Origin of the sequence: Bacillus sp. FSL W8-0920 (assembly GCF_038593215.1) — a bacterium.
In the GTDB taxonomy this organism is placed as follows: domain Bacteria; phylum Bacillota; class Bacilli; order Bacillales; family Bacillaceae; genus Bacillus; species Bacillus pumilus.
This window is the reverse complement of the sequence record NZ_CP151974.1, coordinates 1,079,279-1,100,320: the sequence shown is the minus strand read 5'-3', so window position 1 is coordinate 1,100,320 and position 21,042 is coordinate 1,079,279. Positions and strand designations below refer to the sequence as shown.

The following is a 21,042-nucleotide window of genomic DNA, read 5'->3' as shown; positions in this document are numbered from 1 at the left end:
TCAAAAGCTTTCAAAAAGACAATCACACATTAAAAGACCCATCATAAGCTATGGTGAAACGCCCAAAAACAAAGTGCCTTATTTTTATAAAGGATGTGCACCGCTATGCCGGCTATTGTTGGAGCCTTTAAAGTAAATGCCGTCGGAACGAGCGGAGTCGTTCATGTTGGAGACTGCATCACCATTTCTCCAAATAGTCAGGTTAAAACGTTTGCTGGCGCAGGCAGTTTTAACACTGGTGATCAATTGCGCATTAGCAACTATAAAAGTGTGACAAATACGTACGACAGTGATGTCATTGATCAACCGCTTGTTGGTAACTTGTAAGGAGTGAGAATCCGTTGAACTTCTATATTAATCAAGCGATACAAATTAATTATTTGCGTGTAGAGTCTGTCAGTAACTCCTCTGTGCTGCAAATTGGGAGCGCTGGTTCAATTAAAGCTCTTTCTAATCTGTATAACACGGGCAGCTACGTAGAAGCAGCACCTGCCGCAGCAGGCACACAAGGAATTGAAGAATCCCAAGGCGCAAGCACAGCACCTTTTGTACCGCTTCAGTCACCAACAACTTAAGTTCATCTGCAATCCCCGGAGGTGTATGTCAATGTATGACTATCAAAGCAACGCTTCACAAGTGTATGGCATCATTCAAAAACAAACACAACAAATCATGATGCTTGAAAAAAGGCTTAACGAACTTCAGCAGGAAATGCAAATGATCAAGGATAAACCGACAACGACGATTGAACGGATTGATTATCAATTTGATCAACTGAAAATCGAGCGGCTGGAAGGTACGCTGAATATCGGCCTCAATCCATCTGATCCAAACAGTGTTCAAAACTTTGAAGTGGGCCAAACAACAACCCCGGGCATTGGAATGATGCAGCAAGAAACGGCTGATCAATTTTTCAATCAAACACGCCAGCTTGTCGACGCATTCTTAAATGAAGAAGCGCCAGAACTTCTTGAAGAGCTGGAGCAGCGATATGAAGGGTCTCTTGATGAAAGCAACAAGCACCACATCATTGAGGATATTCGCAAGCAAATTGACAGCAGAATCAAATACTATGCAGGACAGCTCCCGCACCGGGAAGATATGACTCCGCTGCAGCGTTCAGAGCAAATTGCTGAATATGTGAAGCATGATGTTAAACGAGCGATTGAGCACTTCTTAGCCCATATTCCAAATGAAACGAAAGGAGAGGAAAACGGATGAATTTCACAGTCGTCAACCGCAACATCGAGACCGGAAGCATTAAAGTAGTTGGGGTTTCGTCCTCTTCCCTATTTATCATCGGGGACACAGATCATGTACAATTATCCTCCATTTTTGATACACCGCCAGAATCTTTGATCATTGGCCCGTTTGTTCCTCTGGCACCTCGATAATGATTAAGCGCACATCTCAAGTGAAGTTCTCGAAGGTGAATTCTGTCGGGATTTCGAGTGTCGTTCAAATTGGTGATACACAGGAGCTATGCCCGAAGGTCAAGGTGTTAGCTGTTCAACGGACGCTTAGTTTGTTTTATGGCTATGAAGCAGAAAACTTAAATGCGAAAGAATTTGAAGTATATTTTGAGCCGATTCCATTGATGCTGCCAGAACGATCAGTTAGAACGGCTTTTTACCATGAAAAGCCTGTGATTAAAGTTTCTTCGATACATGTAGAAGGGGTATCATCGTCCTCTGTCTATCAAATCGGCTCTACTTGTAGAATGAATGCCGTTGCGCGAGTGAAGCATATTCGAGAGTTATTTAGCAACGACGAAAGTCCGCCAAACTCACAAGTGGACCTACCTGCGCATATGATGGTGATATGACTTCGAATAAAGGATGTCGATTATGCCAGCAATTGTCGGACCCATTTACATTAACTCTATTTCTGGAGGCGTCGTAAACGTCGGTGACTCATTTTACCTTTCACCTAAAAGTTCGTCAAAATCTGCTTTAGGCTCTGGAGCGGGGAATACCGGAGATTTCTTGATATTAAATAATGGCATTAGCGCCACCAACTATGTGGATCCTGACTTAAATGATCAGAATATGGTAGGCAATGCATAAAGCAGCTCCTCTACAGTCATTTCATGAGAGGAGCGCTTTTTATGCTTATTTTTTTCTGCGTTGTCTCGATTTTTTTGTTTTAACCAGCTTGCTTGCCGGCTGTTTTCGAATCCATTTGATGTACGAAGCAAGCTTTTCATCCTGCCTTAGTGCATCAAGTGTGTTCAAGCGCACGGCAAGCTCCTGGTTTGTAAAGAGGGCATGCACTTGTTTATGGCAGGGGATACACAGGAAGGCAGTCGGTAAAAAAGCCCCACCTTCTTCTCTTGGTGTTAAGTGATGTTCTGTGAGCAGGACATGTTGTCTTCCGCACAGCTCACATAATCCAATGGTTTGCTTTGCCACCCTGTCATCACCTCAACATTTACATTAATTCCATTGAGACCGTTGTCCCTTTCCCGCTTGGATCTGCTGGATGGACAATCAGTTTCTTCGGTAGTCTCATTTTCAATTCTTCCACGTGGCTAATAACACCAACTGCTAAATTGTGAGACTGTAGCTTTTCTAATGCGGTAATGACCGTATCAAGCAAGTCTTGATCGAGCGTACCGAATCCTTCATCAAGGAAAAAGAATTGCAGTGGGAATTCACCTCTCAGCTGAATTTGTGCAGAAAGAGCAAGGGCAAGCGCCAGTGATGTCAAGAAGGTTTCCCCGCCGGACAAGCTGGACACAGGACGCCTAACACCGCCATTTGCATCATCTCGCATAACAAAGCCGCCTTCTGAGTCGACCTCAATCGCATATCTTTGTCTCGTCAACATACCTAAGCGGGCGGATGCATCACGACTGACACTTTCCAGCTGTTCTTCTGCTAAAAATTCAACAAACGTATTCCCTTTAAAAACAGTTTGCAGTTTATCAAGGCGATCAATTTCTTCCTGCAGTGCTTCCAATCGTTCGTGAATACTTGCAAAGCGCTGATGATTCTCTTCAATCACACGCAGGTGTTCATGTGCGGACCCACTCATTGCTGTCGCTTCTTCCAATGCTTTTTCAGCTGCAGCTTTTCTGTGCTGAATGTCCGTCCACTGCTTTTCATCCAGTGACTCTTCTTTCAGTAATTCAGAAATTCGCTTTAAGTTTGCGGCACATTCCTTTCTTTTATCCTCAAACTCCTCAATTTCCTGTTTGACCGATTGACGTACTGGCTGTTCCATTGAAACAGACTCAATTTCCTGCGGCATATGAAAAGGAGAAGATTCTGCTTGTTTTTCCCATGCTGCTTCTGCTTCATGTTTTCGCCTGTTCGCCTCTTGAAGCTGACGCTCACTGCTTGAAAAATGACTTTGCGCCTCACTAAACAACTGCTGCGCGTGCTGCAATTGCTTGTACGATTGCTGCTCTTTTTCATTAAGAAGAGAAAGGGTGTGTTCAACCTCTATAAGTTCATCAGAAATAGAGGCAGCTTTTAATGGATATCGGCCTAAATCTGTTTCATATTGTTGGATAAGCTGCTGCTGACTTTCTAACTGATGCGCTAGTTTATCAAGTTCTTTCTCGACATTGTATATCACTGTCTGCAGCTGCTCTTTTGCTAGCTGTTTTTCTTCCAAAAACGTAATGCTTTTCTCAATACGTTCTTTATAGCCTTCCGCTTGTTGGTCCTTTTCATCGATTTGCTTTTGCATTTCTTGTACTTGATTCAATGTAAGATGCGGGAAGGTCTGTTCAAATTGAGTCGTTTGCTCTGAAAGCTCAGCATCAAACTCTTTGATCAGCACCTCTAATTCTTCGATGCGCTGCTGTTCAAAAGTCATTTGCTCTTTTATCTTGCTCATCTCTGCTACTTGATCATGCGTTTCATCCATTAAACGAGCTCGTTTATGTTCAACTTCTTGAGTATCCTGTTTTATGCCTTTCCATTCTTGCACCAGACCCTGCAAAGACTGCGAATTTTGTACCGTTTCTACTGCTGCAGCGACTTCCGCTCCAGGGGCTTTCTGAGATAAGAAAGCGAATTGCTTTACTAATTGATTGGCATGCGTTTCGAGAAGCTGCTTTGCGGCATACATGTCTCTCCCATAATCCTCTGCCTGCTTGAGCTCTTTGTCCATCCGTTGAATGACTTCATCGACTTGTGCCACGGTTTCTTCATGGTCATTGGATTGCAAAGCCTTTGGATCATGATGAATCGACCCACAAACCGGACATGGCTCACCATCTACTAGCTCTGCCGCTAATTCTTTTCTTAATTCTGCCGCCCTTACCGCATCTCGCTGCTTTAATTTTTCGAGTTTCTGTTGTTGTTCTTTTTGACTCCATTCTGTCAGAGCTCGTTCGAGTTCACATACATAAAAATAGAGGTGTTCAATTGCTTGAAACGATTGGTCTATTTTTTCATAATGGTCGTTTTGCTGCTTTTGAAGCTTTTCATATGCTTCTGAAGTCTGTGAGGCTCGCTTGTTGAGCTCCTCCAGCTTTTGCTTTTCCTTTTGAATACTAAGGTTTATTCTTTCAACATTTTCACTTAAACGTAAAGCATCCTGTACACTTTTGCGTTCTTTCACTGAAACTTGTAACTGCTCCAGCTCATTTTTCAGCTGTGTTTGTTTCGTTAGTGCACGCTCTAATAGAGATTGGAGATTCTCCGCTTCTTTCTTCTTTTGGAGGAGCTGCTGCGCTTTTTCATTTTTTTGGCGCTCTATGCTCGTCTTTTCCTGAAAAGCTGCCTCTTTTTTACGTTCAATTTCTTTTAGCTGAATCAGCTGTTCTTTCTTTTGGAGAAGGTCTGGCTCTGTCTCTATTTTCTTTTGCCGGGCTTGCTCATACTCCCGCGCCATTTGATCATAGATCGTTCGTTGATGCAGCAGCTGCTTTTCTGCTTCCTCTTTCTCTTTCGATGCTTGAGAAAGCTGTTTTTCAGCCTTTGTCAATGCATCCGCATAGGGCTTTAGCGTCTCTGCCTGCTCTGCGATATGGAGCTTCGTCTTTTTCTCTTCTATTGATGGTGCCAGTAAATTCAGCTTGTTTTGTTCAGTCTCGTAAGCTTCTTGTTCCTTTTGATACTGCCAGATCGCTTGCGCCTTTGTAAAAGCAGTGAACGCTTCGTCCCGCGCTTGTTTTTTCTCATGAAAAATAGCCTTTGCCTGCTCAGCTGCTTCCTTTGCTTTTGCCAGCGCCTCTGGACCAGCTTCTCCTAAACCATTCAGTTCAGCTAGCAGTTCATTTTTTTGCCCATAATGCTTTTGAGCCTTTGTACGCAATCGCTTGACGAGTTGATCTCCATATTTCTCCAAGTTAAATAACCGCTGAAGCATTTGACGTCTGTCTGCCCCTTTGAGGGAGAGAAATTCTGCAAACTTCCCTTGAGGTAAGACAACCGCACGGGTAAAGTCATCAATGGTTAATCCGAGTAGTTCTTCTACTTTACGATTCACCTCACTCGCTTTATCTGCGAGAACTGTCTGCGTATCACCGATTTCAATTAGGCGGCATAATGTCGTTCTGACTTTCATTTCATCCGCTCGTTTGAAAGCACGTTCAACTTTATAAGAAATGTGGTGTTCCTTTTGCAAAGCAAATGTAAAGGAAACCGACAGCTTTTCTTCCGCTTGGTTCAAAATACCATGTGTATTATTTAACGCACGCTCCACTTTGCCATAGAGTGCCAGTGTCATGGCGTCTAATATGGAAGACTTTCCACTTCCTGTCGGTCCAAATATGCCAAACACACCCGCATCACATAATGAGCTAAAGTCAATTATTTGTTCTTCTCTGAAGCTATGAAGTCCTTTAATGGTCAGCGTAATCGGCTTCAAGTCGCTTCCTCCTCTTGCATATCATTGGCTAGCTCTAAAAACAGTTTGACTGTTTTTTCATCAGGCAGACCGCCACCTGTCTGGCGCTCATAAAACTTCACGAACCTCTCTTCGATCGAGAGTTTTTCCACTTGCTTTTGCTCTTCTATTTGCTGTAGTTCTTTGAACTTTGGACGAATGTGAACAAACCCACTATGCTGCTTTCGGAGCTGATGAATCTCTTCAATAGAGAGCTGATCTGTTAAATGAATCTCTAGATCAATCCATGCCTGAAGATCCCGTTTTTCATCCAGCCACTCGTACACTTGACTCAGTCCCTCAGTCGCCTTCCATTTCATAAGTGGTTTTCCGCTTGATAGAAACACTTCTTTCCAGCTCGCTTTTTCATTCGGTTTTGCCTCTACAATTGTGACTGATTTGGCGTAACCTGATTCAGAAAAGCTATAAGCAAGAGGTGATCCAGAATAACGAGCAATCGTTTTGGCACGTTTGATCGTTTGCGGCCTGTGCAAATGACCAAGTGCAACATAGCAAGCGGATTCTGGCAGGCTTTCAGCCGCAACAGTATATGCGCCGCCTACTTCAATCGGTCTTTCTGAATCTGTTTGACTCCCCCCTGCCACATAAATGTGGCTTGTTGCCATATTGACCGTATCCGGTTGAAATTGATTACTTAAATGTTGAAACGCTTGTTGAATCTTTAAATTGTAATGATCACGAAGCAATTTCTCTTCAAATGTTTCAGCTAGCACCTCATTTAGTCTCGCCTCAGACGGATAAGCGAGTGCTGCAATGGATAAACGTTCATCCGCAGAAGGAACATCGACACGGATGATGTCATTTGTCGGATATCCAATTAAATGAATCCCTTGATCATTTGTTAAAGGTGATGCGGCTGATAAACGATCCGGATTATCGTGGTTGCCTGAAATGACCACTACCTGGCGTTTTCCTTTATCAGATAAGGCAGATAGACTTTCATAAAAAAGCTGCTCTGCTCTAGCAGGCGGATTCACAGTATCAAAGGCATCACCGGCCATCACAATGACATCAATGTGTTCGTCTTTCACGATTTGATACAGTTCATCCAAAAACTGTGCTTGCTCATCAAGCCGGCTTCGACCTTCAAGGGTTTTCCCTAAATGCCAATCCGCTGTATGCAGAATCCTCATGTGATTCACCTCTCATTCCGATACATTTATAAAGAAATTTCTAAATTTCCATCGAAGAAATAGAGAATTTTCTCCTCTAATGTTCTGTTTGTCAAACGCTCTACAGCTTTTGCATATAAGGCTATTTGGGTTTCATAACGCTTTTTCAAGATCGGTTCAGCAGCGTCAACTGTATATCTGCCTTGTACTCTATCAGTTTTATAATCTAGTAAATATAGCTTTCCATCTGTTTCAAATAAACAGTCAATCATCCCTTGAATCAGAACAGGCTCTCCCTCAGTATCAATATGACTGTATACCTCTTTAACAGGTAACACCATACTAAATGACACCTCTCGTTTTACCCAGTCCGCTTTTAGCAGTTTTTGACCAATTGAAGTAGAGAAGAAAGAAGCAATTCCTTCTTGATTAATTGATTGGATCTGCTCATCTGTTAGCAAGTCTCGCTGCTGTAAGGATTCGAGCAGGTGTCCTATACGTGATTCATCATAGGGCTCCTCAGAAGGAAGCGGGATATGCTGCATCACTGTATGCATTGCGGTGCCTTGTTCTGCGGCAGTGAGTGTTTTTTTCTTCATGAAAGCTGGCCGGTCATACAATGTTGCACGAGCTTTTCGAATAGAAGAAGGAACACTGTACTCATCCTGTATTTCTTTCATTCTTTTTATCTCGGAAACAGACTGCTTTGTGCCGACTTGCGAGGCCGCTAGATACGGATATTTCCATGAGAGTCTCTCTGCCACCTTCTCATCAGCATCACCATATCCTTCAACAGGTAGACCATCGATCAATGCTTGTACAATCTCGTCTTGCTCCTTTTTTTCAAGTGACATATCTTCCTTTAAAAGATCAGAAGCTTGCGTAAATGAGATAGTGAATGTAGACGGATGCGAAAGAACAATATCTCCTGTTTCTTCTAAAACAGATGACATCGCTTGATGACGGATAAGGGCAGGGCCAATGAAATCTAAGTATGTTTTCGATTGATACCGTTCAAAATCAGGGAGCAGCCACTCTTCTCCGGTTGCGGCATTTTGCCATTTGCTTAATGCTTTCACCTGATTTTTGACAGAGCCGACTAGAAATAATTTTTCTTTAGCCCTTGTGAGCGCTACATATAGGACCCTTAATTCTTCAGATAACAACTCTTTTCTCATCTTTTTTTTCATCGCCACAAGTGGTAATGTCGCATAACTAATTCTCAGCTCAGGATGGATGTACTTGCTTCCAAAGCCTAGTTCTTTATCAAGTAAATAGGGCTGGTTTAAGTCCATCATATTAAAGTTTCTGCCGAGCCCTGCGGTAAAGACGACTGGAAATTCTAATCCTTTACTGCTATGGATCGTCATCATGCGCACAACGTCCTCTGTTTCACTGAACGTTTTTGCTGCACCAAGATCATCCCCACGCTCCTGCATTCTTTCAATAAAACGAAGGAATCGGAATAGCCCTCTAAAGGCAGCTTTTTCGTATTGCTTAGCCCGGTCATAAAGGGCACGAAGATTTGCCTGTCGCTGCTTACCTCCAGGCATTCCGCCAACATAATCAAGATACTGCGTATCACGGTAGACTTCCCAAATTAATTCTGCCACCGAATGATTGATAGAAAAATCACGCCACTTGCGCAGTAATTGGAAAAATCGCTCTAGTTTTTTGCATGTAGGGTGATCAGAATGCGTCACACTCATGAATGCCTTTACAGCATCATAATACGTGCCTTTTTTATCACTCGTTCGAATCAGAGCCAATTCATTTTCGTCTAAATGAACAATAGGTGATCTTAAAACAGCAGCAAGCGGGATATCCTGATATGGATTATCGATGACTTTTAACAATGAAAGAATGACAGACACCTCTGTTGCTTCAAAATAACCAGAGGAAAGATTCGCATATACAGGGATTCCCTGCTTCTTTAATTCCTCCATCATTTGCGGAGCCCAAGGCATAGACCGAAGCAAAATGACAATGTCACGATACTGCAAATTACGGGTCATTTGCTGCTTTGCATCGTACACTTGAAATGGCTGCTCCACTAATTCTTTTATTTTTTCAGCAATGATTCTCGCTTCAAATTGGACGGTCTCGAGCTCTTCTCGCTCTTCGCCGGTTTCTGCTTCCTGCTGATCTAAGTGGACAAGAAGCATTTCTGTCGTTGTATCTTTGCTTTCTGGATAACTCGCTCCAAGCTTTAATTCAGCTTGTTCATCATATTCAATTTCTCCCACTGTTTCCCCCATCAGCTGCTTGAACAAAAAGTTCGTACTATCTAAAACATCTGAACGGCTACGGAAGTTTTTATTTAAATCGATTCTCTTCCCTGTTTCTTTGCCGTCTGGTTGAAAGTGTTTATATTTGTTTAAAAAGAGCATAGGCTCTGCCAGTCTAAAACGATAAATAGACTGCTTTACATCACCAACCATAAACAGATTGCCCTCAGCAGAATGTTCTCCTTTAGATACAAGCTTTAAAATCGTTTCTTGTACAAGGTTTGTATCCTGGTATTCATCAACGAGCACTTCTTCAAACTGCTGTTGATAGTATTTGGCAGCTTCTGTTTCGATCAAATGTCCTTCTGCATCCTGCTCCGCTAAAATGCGTAAGCAATAGTGCTCTAAATCCGAAAAGTCGACAATTGACTTTTCCTGCTTCGCTCTTTCGAAACGCTCACCAAATTGGATCACAAGCTCTACAAGCGTCTCCACAACTGGCTTCATTTCAGCTAAGCTTTTTAAATGTTGGGCAGGACTGCGCATGAAGTATTCATCTTTTAGTTTTTCTAATTGTTTTTTTGCTTGATTACGTGCATCTGTGGATTTTTCTAAGAGAGCAGGGTCATATTCGTCCCCTTTGCACGTTTTGAGCCTTTTAAAATTGACGTTCGGCAAAAGCTCATAAAGCTTCTCAAAATCATCTTGATGACGGATTAATTCATTGACTTGCTCTAAATCATCTATAAAATTCTCTGCTCTCGGTGCTGGGCCGCCTGGTTCTTTTGATAGCGAAAGAGCTCGTTCAAGCAGCTCCTGGCAGCTCCGGAGAACGAGAGAAAGATCTTCTTTGATATATGGATAAAACGGTAATTCTTCTACTTTTGTTTGAGCATCTACATCATAAAGTGAAAGAAATGCCCGCATCCATTGCTCCGGAGAAGGATGAGATCTCGAAAACTCATAAATTCTCTTCACGAGCCATTGCAAATCTAAGTCGTGACGGTCAGATGTATAACGATCAACCAATTCAAAGAATGATGGCTTTCCAGCCTTATATTCATCCTCAAACAGTTCGTCTAACACTTCATCTCCTAATAATTCTCCTTCTGTTTGGTCAGCCAAACGAAAGCCTGGATCAAGATCAATTTCATAGTAAAAGGTGCGCAAAACCTGCAAGCAAAAGGAGTGCAAGGTTGAAATATTAGCTCGATTCATGAGGGACAGCTGCCTTCTCATATGAAGAGACCCAGGGTTTTTGGCTAATTCTTTTTCAAGTGCTTCTGTGATCCGATGCTTCATCTCTGCCGCAGAAGCATTTGTGAAAGTCACAACGAGCAGACGATCCACATCAACTGGATGTTCAGGCCGGGTCATTTTTCGAATCAGGCGTTCAACCAAAACAGCTGTTTTACCTGACCCTGCCGCCGCCGCAACCAAGATATCTTGTCCTTCTGAAACGATGGCTTCCCACTGGTCATCCGTCCACGTACTGTTATTCGGTTTTGGTATTTGCATACTGATCCCCTTCTTTTTTGATCCGTTCTATCACAACATCATCCTTTTCAGAGGTGAGCACCCTAAAATCATTATCTTCTATTGATTCATCGAATTGGCAAATAGACTTGAATGAACAAAAGCGGCAAGGTGTTTGATCCTTTAATTTATATGGATTAATTGCGACCTCTCCATTTGTAATTCTTTCGCCTGCTTCTTCAAATGTGCGCCGAACGTGTTGTGTGAGTATATGGAAATGATCCTCACTTAAAACTGCCGAATCAGAACGGAAAGACCCATCCTTTTTCAAACCGGCTTGAATGACTTGCGATCTACCTGAATCAAGCGTTTGATCCATTAGCTTTACTGCTTCCACATCTTCAAGCAATAAACCCTTCATTTTAAATTTCTTGAAGATTTCCTGCTCAATTTCATCCTCTGCAAGTGGAATCGGTGCTTGAATGAGCGGATCATGAATATGGAAATATAAAATGCCAGCAGGCGTTGCTTCTACGCCGAGCCACTCTTTCGAATACGTAATGGTTAGGTCTAAGTATGTGAGCATTTGCAAGGCAAGACCATAGTATACTTCTGCTAGGTCAAGACCTTTCTCACTGGATTTGTAATCGACGATTCTTAAAAGCAGCCCTTTTGAACCTTCTGCCTTATCTACCCTGTCAATCCTTCCGACAAGCTCCATCGTGCAGCCATTCTTTAATTGAAAAGTAAACGGCGGCAAAGGCCCTTGACCTCCAAAACCTAACTCAAGCCCTACCGGAGAAAATCCACTCAATTTGGCATGTTCACTTAATATAGAAGAGACTCGAATCAAGATTTTCTGAAGCTTTTCTTTAATATAAGCATGCCGATTAGAGCTTAATAGAATTTCCTTTTGAAGACGCGGAGCAAGCTGTTCGATTGCATGTCTTGAATAGGTGACACAATCTTCCTTCGTTAGGTTTTTCCAATCCTTTTTTTGTTCAACTAGCGTATCTGAAATATGCTTCAAAGCCGAGTGAAACAATTGGCCGATATCGGGTGCTTCCAATTTGTAAAATTGTCGATCCTTTAGTTTTAAACCGTGGGAAGCAAAGTGAGAGAATGCACACGCATTGAACTTCTCCATTCTTGAAACACTGCCCTGAATATGGTCACCGTAAAGCTCTTTTGTGACATTAGGCTTTAATGGCTTCGCTCGATTTGTAAAGAACAAGCTTGACATGATGTTTTTTGATACATCCCGATGAGGAGATGTCATTAAGTAGTTATAGACACTCCACCATACACTGCTGATGGGATATTGATTGAGCCATTGCTGCAGCTGTGAGATGGTATACGACAACGAAACATGCTCATTCGCTACAAATTTTAATTGCTCATCGTCTTCCAGTTGTTCTGGATCTAACACATAAAGAGCCTGTTGATGATTTGGCATAAGCTCTTGGCAATACTTGATGAGTGTCGAAGGCAATAGAGAACGTCCTTCTGCATCAGAAGCCGCATAGGATAGATACAAATGACGGGATGGACTTGATAACGCTTGGTAAATTAAAAATTGCTCATCTAGCAGCCGTTCTTTTCCTGTCTCTGCTAGCTCTGCTCCTGCTCGTTTTAACCATTCTCGGTCATCCTCAGACAATACACTCTCATCAGAGGGACGTGCGGGAATAACGCCATCATTTACACCAATGATAAACGTACACTTCACTTGATACATTCTGGATAAATCCATACTTCCAATAAATACTTGGTCGAGTGAAGGCGGAATCAAAGCGAATTTTAGAGAAGCTAACCCTGTATCTATCATCTGTTGGAATAAGGGAAATGAGAGCTCTTCGTCACCTAGCATGTCAACAAATTCATCCATTAATTGAATCACCGCATCCCATACTTGCCCGTGCTGCATTGCTTCAGCTAATCGACCTGCTTCTTCAGCCTCAAGCCTCGCCTTTTCAAGCTTATCTGGTACTTGTATCTCTTCTAAAAAGACATAGACAGCCTCTACCATGTCCCTTACCTTTTGCGCTTTTTTGAGCCTTTTCTGCAACTGGTAAAGCGGGGGCGCGATCCATTCTTTGACGTCATTTAGCATTTGTTCCATTTCAATTTCTTGATCTGTTTGCCTGAAATCCTCATCTAATGATTGGAAACGCCTGTAATGAAACCGGGAACCGTTTGTCCAGCGCTCTCCTTTTACACCATAAGCAATGCAATAGTTTTCAAGCTGATCTGCCTGCTCTCTCGCTTTGTTCTTAGTGATTTCAAGCGGAAATAAGAACTCTGTTTTCACGCAGCGAAATACCGCTTCATACCGCCAATTTCCTTTTATGACATCCAAGCTCGAACGAATTAATTCAATGAGCGGATGATACTGCATCGATTCATTTCCATCAATAAAAAAAGGAATATCGTAATCTCGAAAAACCTCTTTTAACGTATCTTTATAGTCATCTACATGCCGCGCTACAATCGAGATATCTCGCAGTCTGAGTCCTTTTTCTCTCACTAAATCAAGGATATCTCTCGCTACTCCCTCAATTTCAGCTCGTTTATTTGCACTTTTAGACACTGTGAGATGAGGGGTGTTTTCCTGATATGGCTGAACGGGCCGCTGCTCATATTGGTGTTCTAAATAAGCAAGATCTGGTGTATAAAGGTGCCGATGATTTCTTTCAAAAATATTTTCAGAAATGTCAGCTCCGCACTCTTTAGCAAGCTTATAGAGCTGGAAATACGTTTTACCTGTCATACGAAATAAATCAAGTTCATTTGGCTGCCTATCATGATAGGATCGATCTACTGTGAAAGCCGCAGTTATTTTTGCTGCATGCAGCAAGAGCTGTTCAATGACAAGAAGCTGCTGCGGTGTAAATTGATAAAAACCATCTATATAGATGTGTGCTCCTTTTATTTCTTCAGCTGAAGGAATTTGCTGGGAAAGAAGAGTCAAATAGTCTTCTGAGTGCACATATTCATCTTGTAAATGCTGCTCCATCTGCTGATAAAGAACATGGAGATCATGCAATTTTTCGGCTGCCCGTCTTTCTTCTGTATACTCTGAATGCATGCTAGACGCTGAAATCTTCTCAATATCCTCTGGCAGCATACAGTATCTTTTGAATTCAGCCATCGTTTTTTCGATTTGCTCCACAAACCCCGGCTTATCACTCGCTTTTTTGAATACTTTAAACTTGTCTTTCTGCTCTTCAATCACTTTTCTTAAAAGCATTTGAATTCCTGTGCTTGTCACAAATTGCCGGTTCGCTCCACCAGTCTGCTGTAAAATAGACCAAGCAAGACGAGTGAAACTAAATACTTTAGCTCTGATCATTCCACCAGCTTCAGACGTTTTCGCAAGCTCATATTCCATTAAAAATGTCATTTGATCCGGGACTAAAAAAATGATTGGCGGACCCAACGGATCAAGCCGAAGCTGTTCTTTGATTTCCTCTAAGATTGCAGTCGTTTTTCCACTCCCCGATCTGCCTGCTAAAAACTGAATCTCCACGTTCCACAACACCTTTCTTATGTACTCATATTCTAGCGAAAATAAAGGTAAATAGCTATTTTCCGATCACGTTCCCATTCTCCTTTCTGAAAAAAGACATAGGCACCTTTCCTCACTCTTTTCATATCATAAACCATCATGAACTAAAAGGAGGCTGGCAATATCATGTATTACGGTTACTATGACTACTCGCCTTATGACATGCGCCAAAACACAAGGATCATTTCAGACCTTGAGAAAGCGATTAATGGTGAGTATTCTGCGATCCAATGCTACGAAAAACTTGCCCAAAAGGCAAAAAATCCTGAAGCAAAAAAGATCATTCAAGAAATACGCCAGGATGAAGTCAGACACTATCAACTATTTTCAAAGCTATATTATTCTTTAACAGGGAAAAACCACAAACCAAGCGTAACAGAACCTTGTCCAGACCAATTCAGAGAAGGACTTATGTTTGCCTTTAAAGATGAACAAAAAACGGTCGATTTTTACTTAAGCGTATCAGACTATGTCCGGGATCAAGGAACAAAAGAGCTAATGAAACGTATCGCTCAAGATGAGCAGCAGCATGCTGTATGGTTTTTATATCTTTTAACGCACCATGTATCATAGATAGTCCTATTTTAATAGGAGATCGTATGTTCCGTCAAAAAATGAAATCGATTTTTCGTTCATTCAATCTATTAAAGAAAGCGCTAAATGTAGCAAAGCCTCACATCCCTTCCTTATTTTCAAACGAGAAAATGAGAATTCGACCATTAAAAAAACTCCTCTGCCCAAAATAGCAGAAGGAGTTTTTTTATGATCTTTTAATGAAATTTTGCTTCATTGCTTTGCTGCTGATGCTTGAGTATCCCATCAATTGACAACAGCTTACTGCCGCTAAGAGTCAAATAAAGCGCCATGACGAGCAGCGAAAGTTCAAATTCATAGCCACCAACAAATCCTCTAGAAAAACCAACAGTGATAATCGCTACTGCCATAATTGGTACGAATAATGCTGCGAAAATACGTGTTCCTAGACCTAAAATCAAGGCAATACCACCGACTAGCTCAATTGTCTTCACAATATAGGCCATAAATTCAGGTACACCGATTTGTCCAAAGAATGCTGCTGTGCCTCCCAGCCCTCCTTGATATGCCTGAAGCCCATGTAAAAAGAAAATAATACCTAAAATAACGCGTACAAAAAGTGTTCCTATTTCTTGATTTGTTTTCATATAGTGATTTCCTCCTGTTTTTACACTACACAATGTAATGTTAATAAGTAAAAAAATTAGTAATTAAGGTTGAGCATAATCATTAAGACCACCATCAGAATGGCTGATGTGACGATTGGAATCATTGGTACATTAAAAGGAATATTGTAAGTTGGATTTAAGATTTTTTGTATTCTTAAATTCAATGCCCGATCCCCAAAGGACACCGCAAACTTTGTTTGTTTTTGAAACTGGGTTCTCTTTTTAATCAGCTTCAAAAGGGCCTGCCCTACTCCAAGCTCAGTACCTGTCTTCTGAATGGCATAGTCATCTGCAATCACTTCACGAAAAACAGAGTAGCTTTGTCTCATATGCTTTAACACTGGAATGTACCAAATGACTTTTGTGAGCATTGAGAACATGAAAGCCTTTAAAGGATCATAGCTGTATTTGTGATGCAATTCGTGATGAACTACAGCGTCAATCTCTTCTTCATCCAGCATGTCCATGAGAGCTGTTGATAAATAAACCTTTGGGTGAAACATCCCCATTGCAAAAGCAAGCGGTTCATGACAATGAAACACGATGATGTCATTAGCATATTTCTCAGATAAAGATTCGGTTGACTGGTGATCGACTGCAAGCATCAGATTTTGCTTGAATTGAATGTACTTTTTGATTTGTTTCGTCATATAAAAAATCGCAAAACCCAATGTGTAGAGGACTAAGGCATCCAGAAAGTATTTTAAAGGAGTGAATCCATAGAATTCGAGCACAGACTGGCATACATGGATCAGGTTATATGCTTGATTCCAGCCAAAAAAGCTTGAAAGCACGTAATACCCCATCTGATAAAAAATGGCTAAACCAATCAATATACCGCCTGAAAACAGCAGACTCGACTTCATTTTATTCATTTTGCTGCTCCTCTTTTTTAGATGCTAGCCGTGCTTCTAGTACTTTGAGTAATTCAGGATCAGCACTTTCAATCGCATCCACCATATGATTCACTGCCAGTGGACCGAAATCATCCATCAATCCTTGTGTAATCCATTTTGTTTGCTCATTTAGAAATTCTTCTTTTGTTAAAATAGGATTATAAATAGATGAGCGCCCTTTTGTTTTTTTCTCCACAATTCCTTTTTCGGTTAAGCGGTTCAGCACAGTCATCACGGTGTTGAAATTAATCGGCTTCTCATCTGACAGCTTTTGCTGCACCTCTTTAATCGGCATATCCTCACCTTCATAAAGGATCTCCATAATTCTTCCCTCTAAAGGACCAAAAAAACGATTCAATCCCTTTTCATTATATTTAAAAGAAGGAATTTTCATGTTATCACCCCACACTATGTAGTGTAGTGTAATTGAAAATGATAGTCAACCGATAACATAAATAGGGGAAAATCGTTGTATATAGACTTTGTTTTTGGTAAAAATGATATCTTTCTTTATAAAAATGTACTAATCATTTAGTGATAAGATAATCTTATGAAAATAGTGAAAAAATTCGTATTTTATTTATAGAGACTTTTGTATTATAGTGAAGTTAACAACATTTCACTTACTGAACAAACATATAGGAAGAAGGTTTACATGTGATGAAACAAGGAAACAGCCTTCGAACCGATCTCATTCTCATTGCGATAAGCGGTTTAGGTGGATTTCTTTTGTCTTTAACAGGTATGTCCATTGGCTGGATGGTAGGTACATTAATAACCGCAGCTTTTATTTCTATGCGCCGCCCCACCCTGTTTCAGCGTAAAGGAACTAGCACCTTACGTATTCACAGCAGATGGCTGCTCCTTGGTCAATTCATTCTCGGAATCGAACTCGGACAGAAAATGAATATGAAGGTCCTTCACATTTTCGCTGAAAATTGGCTCCCTGTGAGTTTCATGCTCGTCTTTTCTATTCTACTGGCGATGCTCTCAGGCTTTGTCTTATGGAAGCTGAGCAAAACAGATATGCTGACAAGCTTTGTCGGAACTGCCCCCGGCGGTTTATCCGCTATGCCGGGCATTGCCCAAGAGGTGGGAGCCAATACAGCTGTTGTGAGTCTTGTGCAAACGATACGTGTATTAATGGTTGTACTCACTATCCCATTTACAGTGTTTTATTTAAATACAAAAAACCAAGCGGATGTGGCTGTAGTTACGCAAGGGAGCGCTTTTTCTTCGGGTGTTTTCACCCTTTCAAACATCTCTTGGACCGCTGCGCTTATTTTAGGTGCCTGGCTCATGTCACGCCTAGCAGTTCGTCTTCATTTCCCTGCTCCTTGGCTGATCGGCAGCATGCTAGGCGTCGCAGCTCTTCAAGTTGGTGCGGGCGCACTCATAGGTTATGATTTGATTCCTTATTGGCCGGCACAAGCGAACATTGCGTCTCAAGTATTTCTAGGTGCAACCATCGGTTCAAAAATGAATAAAGAAATGTTTGTCGGGCTAAAAAACACTCTCATTGTGGCTGTCGTCAGCTCAGCTGGGCTAATTGCTGCGACTGTCCTCAGCTCTATTGCCATCGCTGAGATCACAGGTATCTCTGTCATTACAGCCATTCTTGCTTTTTCGCCTGGCGGTATTGCAGAGATGGCAACAACTGCGGTTACACTGCATGAGGATTCTACCTTTGTTGTGGCTGTACAAGTCGTCAGAATTATTCTCGTCATTGCAATGCTGCCACCGTTTTTCCGCTTCTTACATCACGTATGGGCAAAAAGGCAGCCTGATTATAAAGCCGCAAAATAAAAAGAGACGCTTTGCATGTGCAGAGCGCCTTTTTTTATTCACTGGTATTTCTTTTAACACCGACAACTTGATCCTTTGAAATGGTGCCAAAATGCCGGCTGTCGAAGCTATGTATTCGGTTATCTCCGACCACAAAGTAATGATTGTTTTTGATTTTATCGTCTCCTGTGATGGCTTTCAGCTGAAAATCCCCTGTCAGAACGTTCCCCATTTTATGTTGTTTCTGCTCTTTTAAATAAGGTTCCTTCTTTTTTTCACCATCGACAAATAACTGATCATCTTCATACTTGATCGTTTCTCCTGGGAGTCCAATGACTCGCTTGATCAAGATTTGATTTTTAGGTCCGTGAAATAACACATAATCAAACCGGCTAATTTTCGTGAGTTTTGGCGAGAACTTATTGATTAATAATTCTGTTCCATCTGTAAAAGTTGGGTCCATACTAACCCCTTCTACTTTGTACGTGACAAACATGAAATTCTTGACTTGGAACAATAAGACGATGCCTGTAATAATCATCAACCATAGCAATGGCTTCTTTTTCATTAAGAGCCTCCTTTGTCCTCACGTTTGCTCATTCGAATGTTTAACCTATTTTCTACTCTCTTTCCAACATACCATAATAACGCAATAACTAGAACCGCAAAAACACTTCTTAACGGATTCTTAACTAAAGCAGAAAGATCATAACCAATAAAACTAATGATAAAGAGCATGACACACTTGCCAGATAAAGTAGCTAATGAGAATTGCCAAAAACTAATTCTTGATAAACCCGCTACAACATTGACGGCAGCAGAGGGCGTGAAAGGAAAGCAAAGTAAAATAAATAATGGACCAAATCCCCGCTTCTCCACCCAAAGCATCAATTTTTTAATGGAAGGATGCCTGCTGATAAAGTTGAGCATTCTCATCTGTCCAAACTTTCTGATCAGTAAAAAGACAAGAATAGACCCTGCACTTGCGCCAATCCAGGTCAATAAAAATCCTTCCCAAAGGCCGAATGCATTTGCATTCGCTACAGCAAACGCAACGAGTGGTAAAAACGGAAGAAATGCTTCTATTAAAGGGAGCAATATGGCCACAATCGGTCCAAAGGCCTTGTAGCTCTCAAAAAATGATGTGATATTTTCGTGAGTAAATAGGGAAAGAAATGATGTCAACTTGTTTGACTCCTTCAAGGTTTGTCTACTTTTCATTTTACATGGAAAACATAAAAATATACAAATGAATCCCCCCCTTGAGATTATTTGACTCATTCGGTATAATAAATAAGAACATGTGTTCCATCAAGAAAGAAAGCAGGCTTGGACATGACGAGACTATCAAGAATACAGCTTCAGATGATGGAACAGGCCATCTTTCTTCCAATGGTCGTCTCCATCCTCAATCGTGATTTGACTCACTTAAAACAACATCAAACATTTAAACTAAATGAACCATACATTCAGCTTGTGACCTCCGCCTTAAAGGAAGCACAGAAAGCACTTTATGAACTAAAGCAGCATTTACGTAAAGAAAAAATGAAGGTACAGCAAATTGAACACGATGAAGGATTTACAACGTATCTATTTATCATGGATGGCTATGAAGAAAAACATAAATACTTTAATCCACGTATACGTCACCGGGTAGAGGAACTGCTGACACGGTATTTTCTTCATCAAGCGAATTGAATTTGCTTCATTGTCGCGCTTCCCCATTCAAAGCAAAAAGCCTGCCACAGCGGCAGGCTAATGCTTCTTTATGATAATTCAAGCTGTTCTCTCAGCTCTGTTCTCACTTCTTCTAATCCAGCGCCATCTAACTCAAAGTAATACACATTCCCAGGCTGATAATCATGGCCCTTTAGCTGAATGGTATCTACTGATGTCAATGAGCTCAATAACGGGAAAAGACCGATAAACTGCTTCATGGACAGATTGGTTGAAACATTGTCACCAAGTGTATCAATGATGTTGTCATAGGATGGGATCGAAGAAATGGATTTAGACTTTTCAAAGATGGCTTGAAGTGCTTCCATTTGGCGCTTCCCGCGCATGAGGTCACTATCTGCCTTTCTCGTTCTCACAAAGGCTAATGCTTCTTCGCCATTTAACGTATGTGTTCCTGTTTGTACATGAACTTTCCCTTTTGAATCCTTTTCCATTTGTTTTGCGATACCTTCATCTTCAATCGTTACGTCAATTCCGTTTAGCTCATCTACAATGTCTTGAAACGCCTTAAAGTTCCCTGAAATCACATAGTCTACAGGAATGTTCAGCAGGTTTTCGACCGTTTTGACTGACAAATCTGCACTTCCAAACGCATGGGCGTGGGCGATTTTATCATATCCTCTTCCCGGAATATCTACATAAGAATCACGAGGAATACTGAGGAGCTTGATGGTTTTCTCTGTTCGGTTCACAGCCGCCAGTAAGACCGCATCACTTCTTGCTTCGTCTACCGTTTCACCTGGACGGCTGTCAATTCCAAGCAGCAGGACCGAGAAGCTGTCCTTTCCTGGATCAAAAGCTTTCACACGCTTTTGCGAGGTGTCTCCTCTTTCTAATGACACTTGCGCCTTATTCGACGCTTTTGAAATTTTATAGTAAGCATATCCTGTCACAGATATTGCCATCACCATGACAAATGCCATGATAAACAGCACGACTTTCACCCAAGGTCTCAGCCTTCTTTTTGATCTTGTTTTCTCCTTCATCCTTTCCGAACCCTCACTCTATCTTAGTCTATCAATGTAGGTTCCACTATAACATATTTTAACGAAAGTTTCCTGCACGCAACATATTTTTATGAACCCACAATGAAAAACTTTTAAAACTCAGATAACTCAATCTTTTAATCTGCCGGTAGTGTTCTTTTTAAATGATTCCGTATAATTAGCATTG

General features: G+C 41.4%; 20 protein-coding genes. 9 read left to right on the top strand and 11 right to left on the bottom strand.

Annotated elements, in window-relative coordinates:
* The first annotated feature begins 105 nt into the window (after positions 1 to 105).
* From NSS78_RS05320 to NSS78_RS05295, 6 genes are read left to right on the top strand one after another with little or no spacing between them, the layout of a single operon-like run.
* The gene (locus NSS78_RS05320; protein ID WP_003211745.1) at positions 106 to 327 is read left to right on the top strand and encodes a spore germination protein; all 222 of its coding nucleotides are present in this window, start codon (positions 106 to 108) and stop codon (positions 325 to 327) included.
* A 14-nt stretch (positions 328 to 341) separates the two neighbouring features.
* A complete protein-coding gene (locus NSS78_RS05315; RefSeq protein WP_003210877.1) occupies positions 342 to 575 on the top strand; it encodes a spore germination protein GerPB in 234 nt (77 codons plus the stop codon).
* 31 nt (positions 576 to 606) lie between these two features.
* A complete protein-coding gene (locus tag NSS78_RS05310; protein ID WP_003211179.1) occupies positions 607 to 1,221 on the top strand; it encodes a spore germination protein GerPC in 615 nt (204 codons plus the stop codon).
* Positions 1,218 to 1,394, top strand: a complete 177-nt coding sequence (locus NSS78_RS05305) for a germination protein GerPD (protein ID WP_003210893.1) — start codon at positions 1,218 to 1,220, stop codon at positions 1,392 to 1,394. The genes NSS78_RS05310 and NSS78_RS05305 overlap by 4 nt, the downstream gene beginning before the upstream one ends.
* Positions 1,394 to 1,825: a spore germination protein GerPE gene (locus tag NSS78_RS05300; protein ID WP_050945359.1), complete on the top strand. Its 432-nt coding sequence runs from the start codon at positions 1,394 to 1,396 to the stop codon at positions 1,823 to 1,825. The genes NSS78_RS05305 and NSS78_RS05300 overlap by 1 nt, the downstream gene beginning before the upstream one ends.
* 22 nt (positions 1,826 to 1,847) lie before the next feature.
* A complete protein-coding gene (locus tag NSS78_RS05295; RefSeq protein ID WP_003211468.1) occupies positions 1,848 to 2,066 on the top strand; it encodes a spore germination protein in 219 nt (72 codons plus the stop codon).
* A gap of 45 nt (positions 2,067 to 2,111) precedes the next feature.
* On the opposite strand, the gene NSS78_RS05290 is transcribed toward NSS78_RS05295, so the two are convergent.
* Genes NSS78_RS05290 through addB form a run of 5 tightly spaced genes read right to left on the bottom strand, consistent with a single transcriptional unit; the run spans position 2,112 to position 14,210 of the window.
* The gene (locus NSS78_RS05290; RefSeq protein ID WP_106029934.1) at positions 2,112 to 2,411 is read right to left on the bottom strand and encodes a hypothetical protein; all 300 of its coding nucleotides are present in this window, start codon (positions 2,409 to 2,411) and stop codon (positions 2,112 to 2,114) included.
* A gap of 19 nt (positions 2,412 to 2,430) precedes the next feature.
* Positions 2,431 to 5,826 (bottom strand): exonuclease subunit SbcC, encoded by a 3,396-nt coding sequence (sbcC, locus tag NSS78_RS05285; RefSeq protein ID WP_212046096.1) that lies wholly within the window; start codon positions 5,824 to 5,826, stop codon positions 2,431 to 2,433.
* Entirely contained in the window at positions 5,823 to 6,998 is a 1,176-nt protein-coding gene (sbcD, locus tag NSS78_RS05280; protein WP_044139868.1) for an exonuclease subunit SbcD, read from the bottom strand. The genes sbcC and sbcD overlap by 4 nt, the downstream gene beginning before the upstream one ends.
* 26 nt (positions 6,999 to 7,024) lie before the next feature.
* Positions 7,025 to 10,723, bottom strand: a complete 3,699-nt coding sequence (addA, locus tag NSS78_RS05275) for a helicase-exonuclease AddAB subunit AddA (protein WP_212046097.1) — start codon at positions 10,721 to 10,723, stop codon at positions 7,025 to 7,027.
* On the bottom strand, positions 10,701 to 14,210 hold the full coding sequence (gene addB, locus NSS78_RS05270; protein WP_212046098.1) for a helicase-exonuclease AddAB subunit AddB: 3,510 nt from the start codon (positions 14,208 to 14,210) through the stop codon (positions 10,701 to 10,703). Before addB ends, addA begins: the two co-directional genes overlap by 23 nt.
* A 165-nt stretch (positions 14,211 to 14,375) precedes the next feature.
* On the opposite strand from addB, the gene NSS78_RS05265 reads away from it, so the two are divergent.
* Positions 14,376 to 14,822, top strand: a complete 447-nt coding sequence (locus NSS78_RS05265; protein WP_003211961.1) for a ferritin-like domain-containing protein — start codon at positions 14,376 to 14,378, stop codon at positions 14,820 to 14,822.
* 197 nt (positions 14,823 to 15,019) lie between these two features.
* On the opposite strand, the gene NSS78_RS05260 is transcribed toward NSS78_RS05265, so the two are convergent.
* The 3 genes from NSS78_RS05260 to NSS78_RS05250 are packed head-to-tail and all read right to left on the bottom strand — an operon-like array spanning position 15,020 to position 16,741.
* On the bottom strand, positions 15,020 to 15,430 hold the full coding sequence (locus tag NSS78_RS05260; RefSeq protein ID WP_106029930.1) for a DoxX family protein: 411 nt from the start codon (positions 15,428 to 15,430) through the stop codon (positions 15,020 to 15,022).
* A 56-nt stretch (positions 15,431 to 15,486) separates the two neighbouring features.
* Positions 15,487 to 16,326 carry a M56 family metallopeptidase gene (locus NSS78_RS05255; protein ID WP_327840159.1) on the bottom strand — a complete coding sequence of 280 codons (840 nt, stop codon included), beginning with the start codon at positions 16,324 to 16,326 and terminating at the stop codon, positions 15,487 to 15,489.
* Positions 16,319 to 16,741, bottom strand: coding sequence for a BlaI/MecI/CopY family transcriptional regulator (locus NSS78_RS05250; protein WP_003210872.1), 423 nt, complete (start codon positions 16,739 to 16,741; stop codon positions 16,319 to 16,321). The genes NSS78_RS05255 and NSS78_RS05250 overlap by 8 nt, the downstream gene beginning before the upstream one ends.
* Before the next feature lie 266 nt (positions 16,742 to 17,007).
* On the opposite strand from NSS78_RS05250, the gene NSS78_RS05245 reads away from it, so the two are divergent.
* A complete protein-coding gene (locus NSS78_RS05245) occupies positions 17,008 to 18,153 on the top strand; it encodes an AbrB family transcriptional regulator (protein WP_342468374.1) in 1,146 nt (381 codons plus the stop codon).
* 34 nt (positions 18,154 to 18,187) lie between these two features.
* Here the strand turns inward: NSS78_RS05245 and lepB are convergent, their stop codons facing one another.
* Positions 18,188 to 18,700 (bottom strand): signal peptidase I, encoded by a 513-nt coding sequence (gene lepB / locus NSS78_RS05240; RefSeq protein WP_041815362.1) that lies wholly within the window; start codon positions 18,698 to 18,700, stop codon positions 18,188 to 18,190.
* Positions 18,700 to 19,317: a TVP38/TMEM64 family protein gene (locus tag NSS78_RS05235; RefSeq protein ID WP_080772985.1), complete on the bottom strand. Its 618-nt coding sequence runs from the start codon at positions 19,315 to 19,317 to the stop codon at positions 18,700 to 18,702. Before NSS78_RS05235 ends, lepB begins: the two co-directional genes overlap by 1 nt.
* Before the next feature lie 150 nt (positions 19,318 to 19,467).
* Between NSS78_RS05235 and NSS78_RS05230 the strand changes: the two genes are divergently transcribed.
* Complete coding sequence (locus NSS78_RS05230) at positions 19,468 to 19,830, top strand: hypothetical protein (protein WP_003210969.1); 363 nt, start codon at positions 19,468 to 19,470, stop codon at positions 19,828 to 19,830.
* Positions 19,831 to 19,898: 68 nt separating this feature from the next.
* Here NSS78_RS05230 and NSS78_RS05225 read toward each other — a convergent pair whose 3' ends face one another.
* Complete coding sequence (locus tag NSS78_RS05225) at positions 19,899 to 20,855, bottom strand: LCP family protein (protein ID WP_003212446.1); 957 nt, start codon at positions 20,853 to 20,855, stop codon at positions 19,899 to 19,901.
* Positions 20,856 to 21,042: the final 187 nt, after the last annotated feature.

Bases quoted from the DNA above. Each gene is read 5' to 3' on its own strand.
- NSS78_RS05320 (WP_003211745.1), top strand. From the start codon at position 106: ATGCCGGCTATTGTTGGAGCCTTTAAAGTAAATGCCGTCGGAACGAGC.
- NSS78_RS05310 (WP_003211179.1), top strand. From the start codon at position 607: ATGTATGACTATCAAAGCAACGCTTCACAAGTGTATGGCATCATTCAA.
- NSS78_RS05305 (WP_003210893.1), top strand. From the start codon at position 1,218: ATGAATTTCACAGTCGTCAACCGCAACATCGAGACCGGAAGCATTAAA.
- NSS78_RS05300 (WP_050945359.1), top strand. From the start codon at position 1,394: ATGATTAAGCGCACATCTCAAGTGAAGTTCTCGAAGGTGAATTCTGTC.
- NSS78_RS05295 (WP_003211468.1), top strand. From the start codon at position 1,848: ATGCCAGCAATTGTCGGACCCATTTACATTAACTCTATTTCTGGAGGC.
- sbcD (WP_044139868.1), bottom strand. From the start codon at position 6,998: ATGAGGATTCTGCATACAGCGGATTGGCATTTAGGGAAAACCCTTGAA.
- addA (WP_212046097.1), bottom strand. From the start codon at position 10,723: ATGCAAATACCAAAACCGAATAACAGTACGTGGACGGATGACCAGTGG.
- NSS78_RS05265 (WP_003211961.1), top strand. From the start codon at position 14,376: ATGTATTACGGTTACTATGACTACTCGCCTTATGACATGCGCCAAAAC.
- NSS78_RS05260 (WP_106029930.1), bottom strand. From the start codon at position 15,430: ATGAAAACAAATCAAGAAATAGGAACACTTTTTGTACGCGTTATTTTA.
- NSS78_RS05255 (WP_327840159.1), bottom strand. From the start codon at position 16,326: ATGAATAAAATGAAGTCGAGTCTGCTGTTTTCAGGCGGTATATTGATT.
- NSS78_RS05250 (WP_003210872.1), bottom strand. From the start codon at position 16,741: ATGAAAATTCCTTCTTTTAAATATAATGAAAAGGGATTGAATCGTTTT.
- NSS78_RS05245 (WP_342468374.1), top strand. From the start codon at position 17,008: ATGAAACAAGGAAACAGCCTTCGAACCGATCTCATTCTCATTGCGATA.
- lepB (WP_041815362.1), bottom strand. From the start codon at position 18,700: ATGAAAAAGAAGCCATTGCTATGGTTGATGATTATTACAGGCATCGTC.
- NSS78_RS05230 (WP_003210969.1), top strand. From the start codon at position 19,468: ATGACGAGACTATCAAGAATACAGCTTCAGATGATGGAACAGGCCATC.
- NSS78_RS05225 (WP_003212446.1), bottom strand. From the start codon at position 20,855: ATGAAGGAGAAAACAAGATCAAAAAGAAGGCTGAGACCTTGGGTGAAA.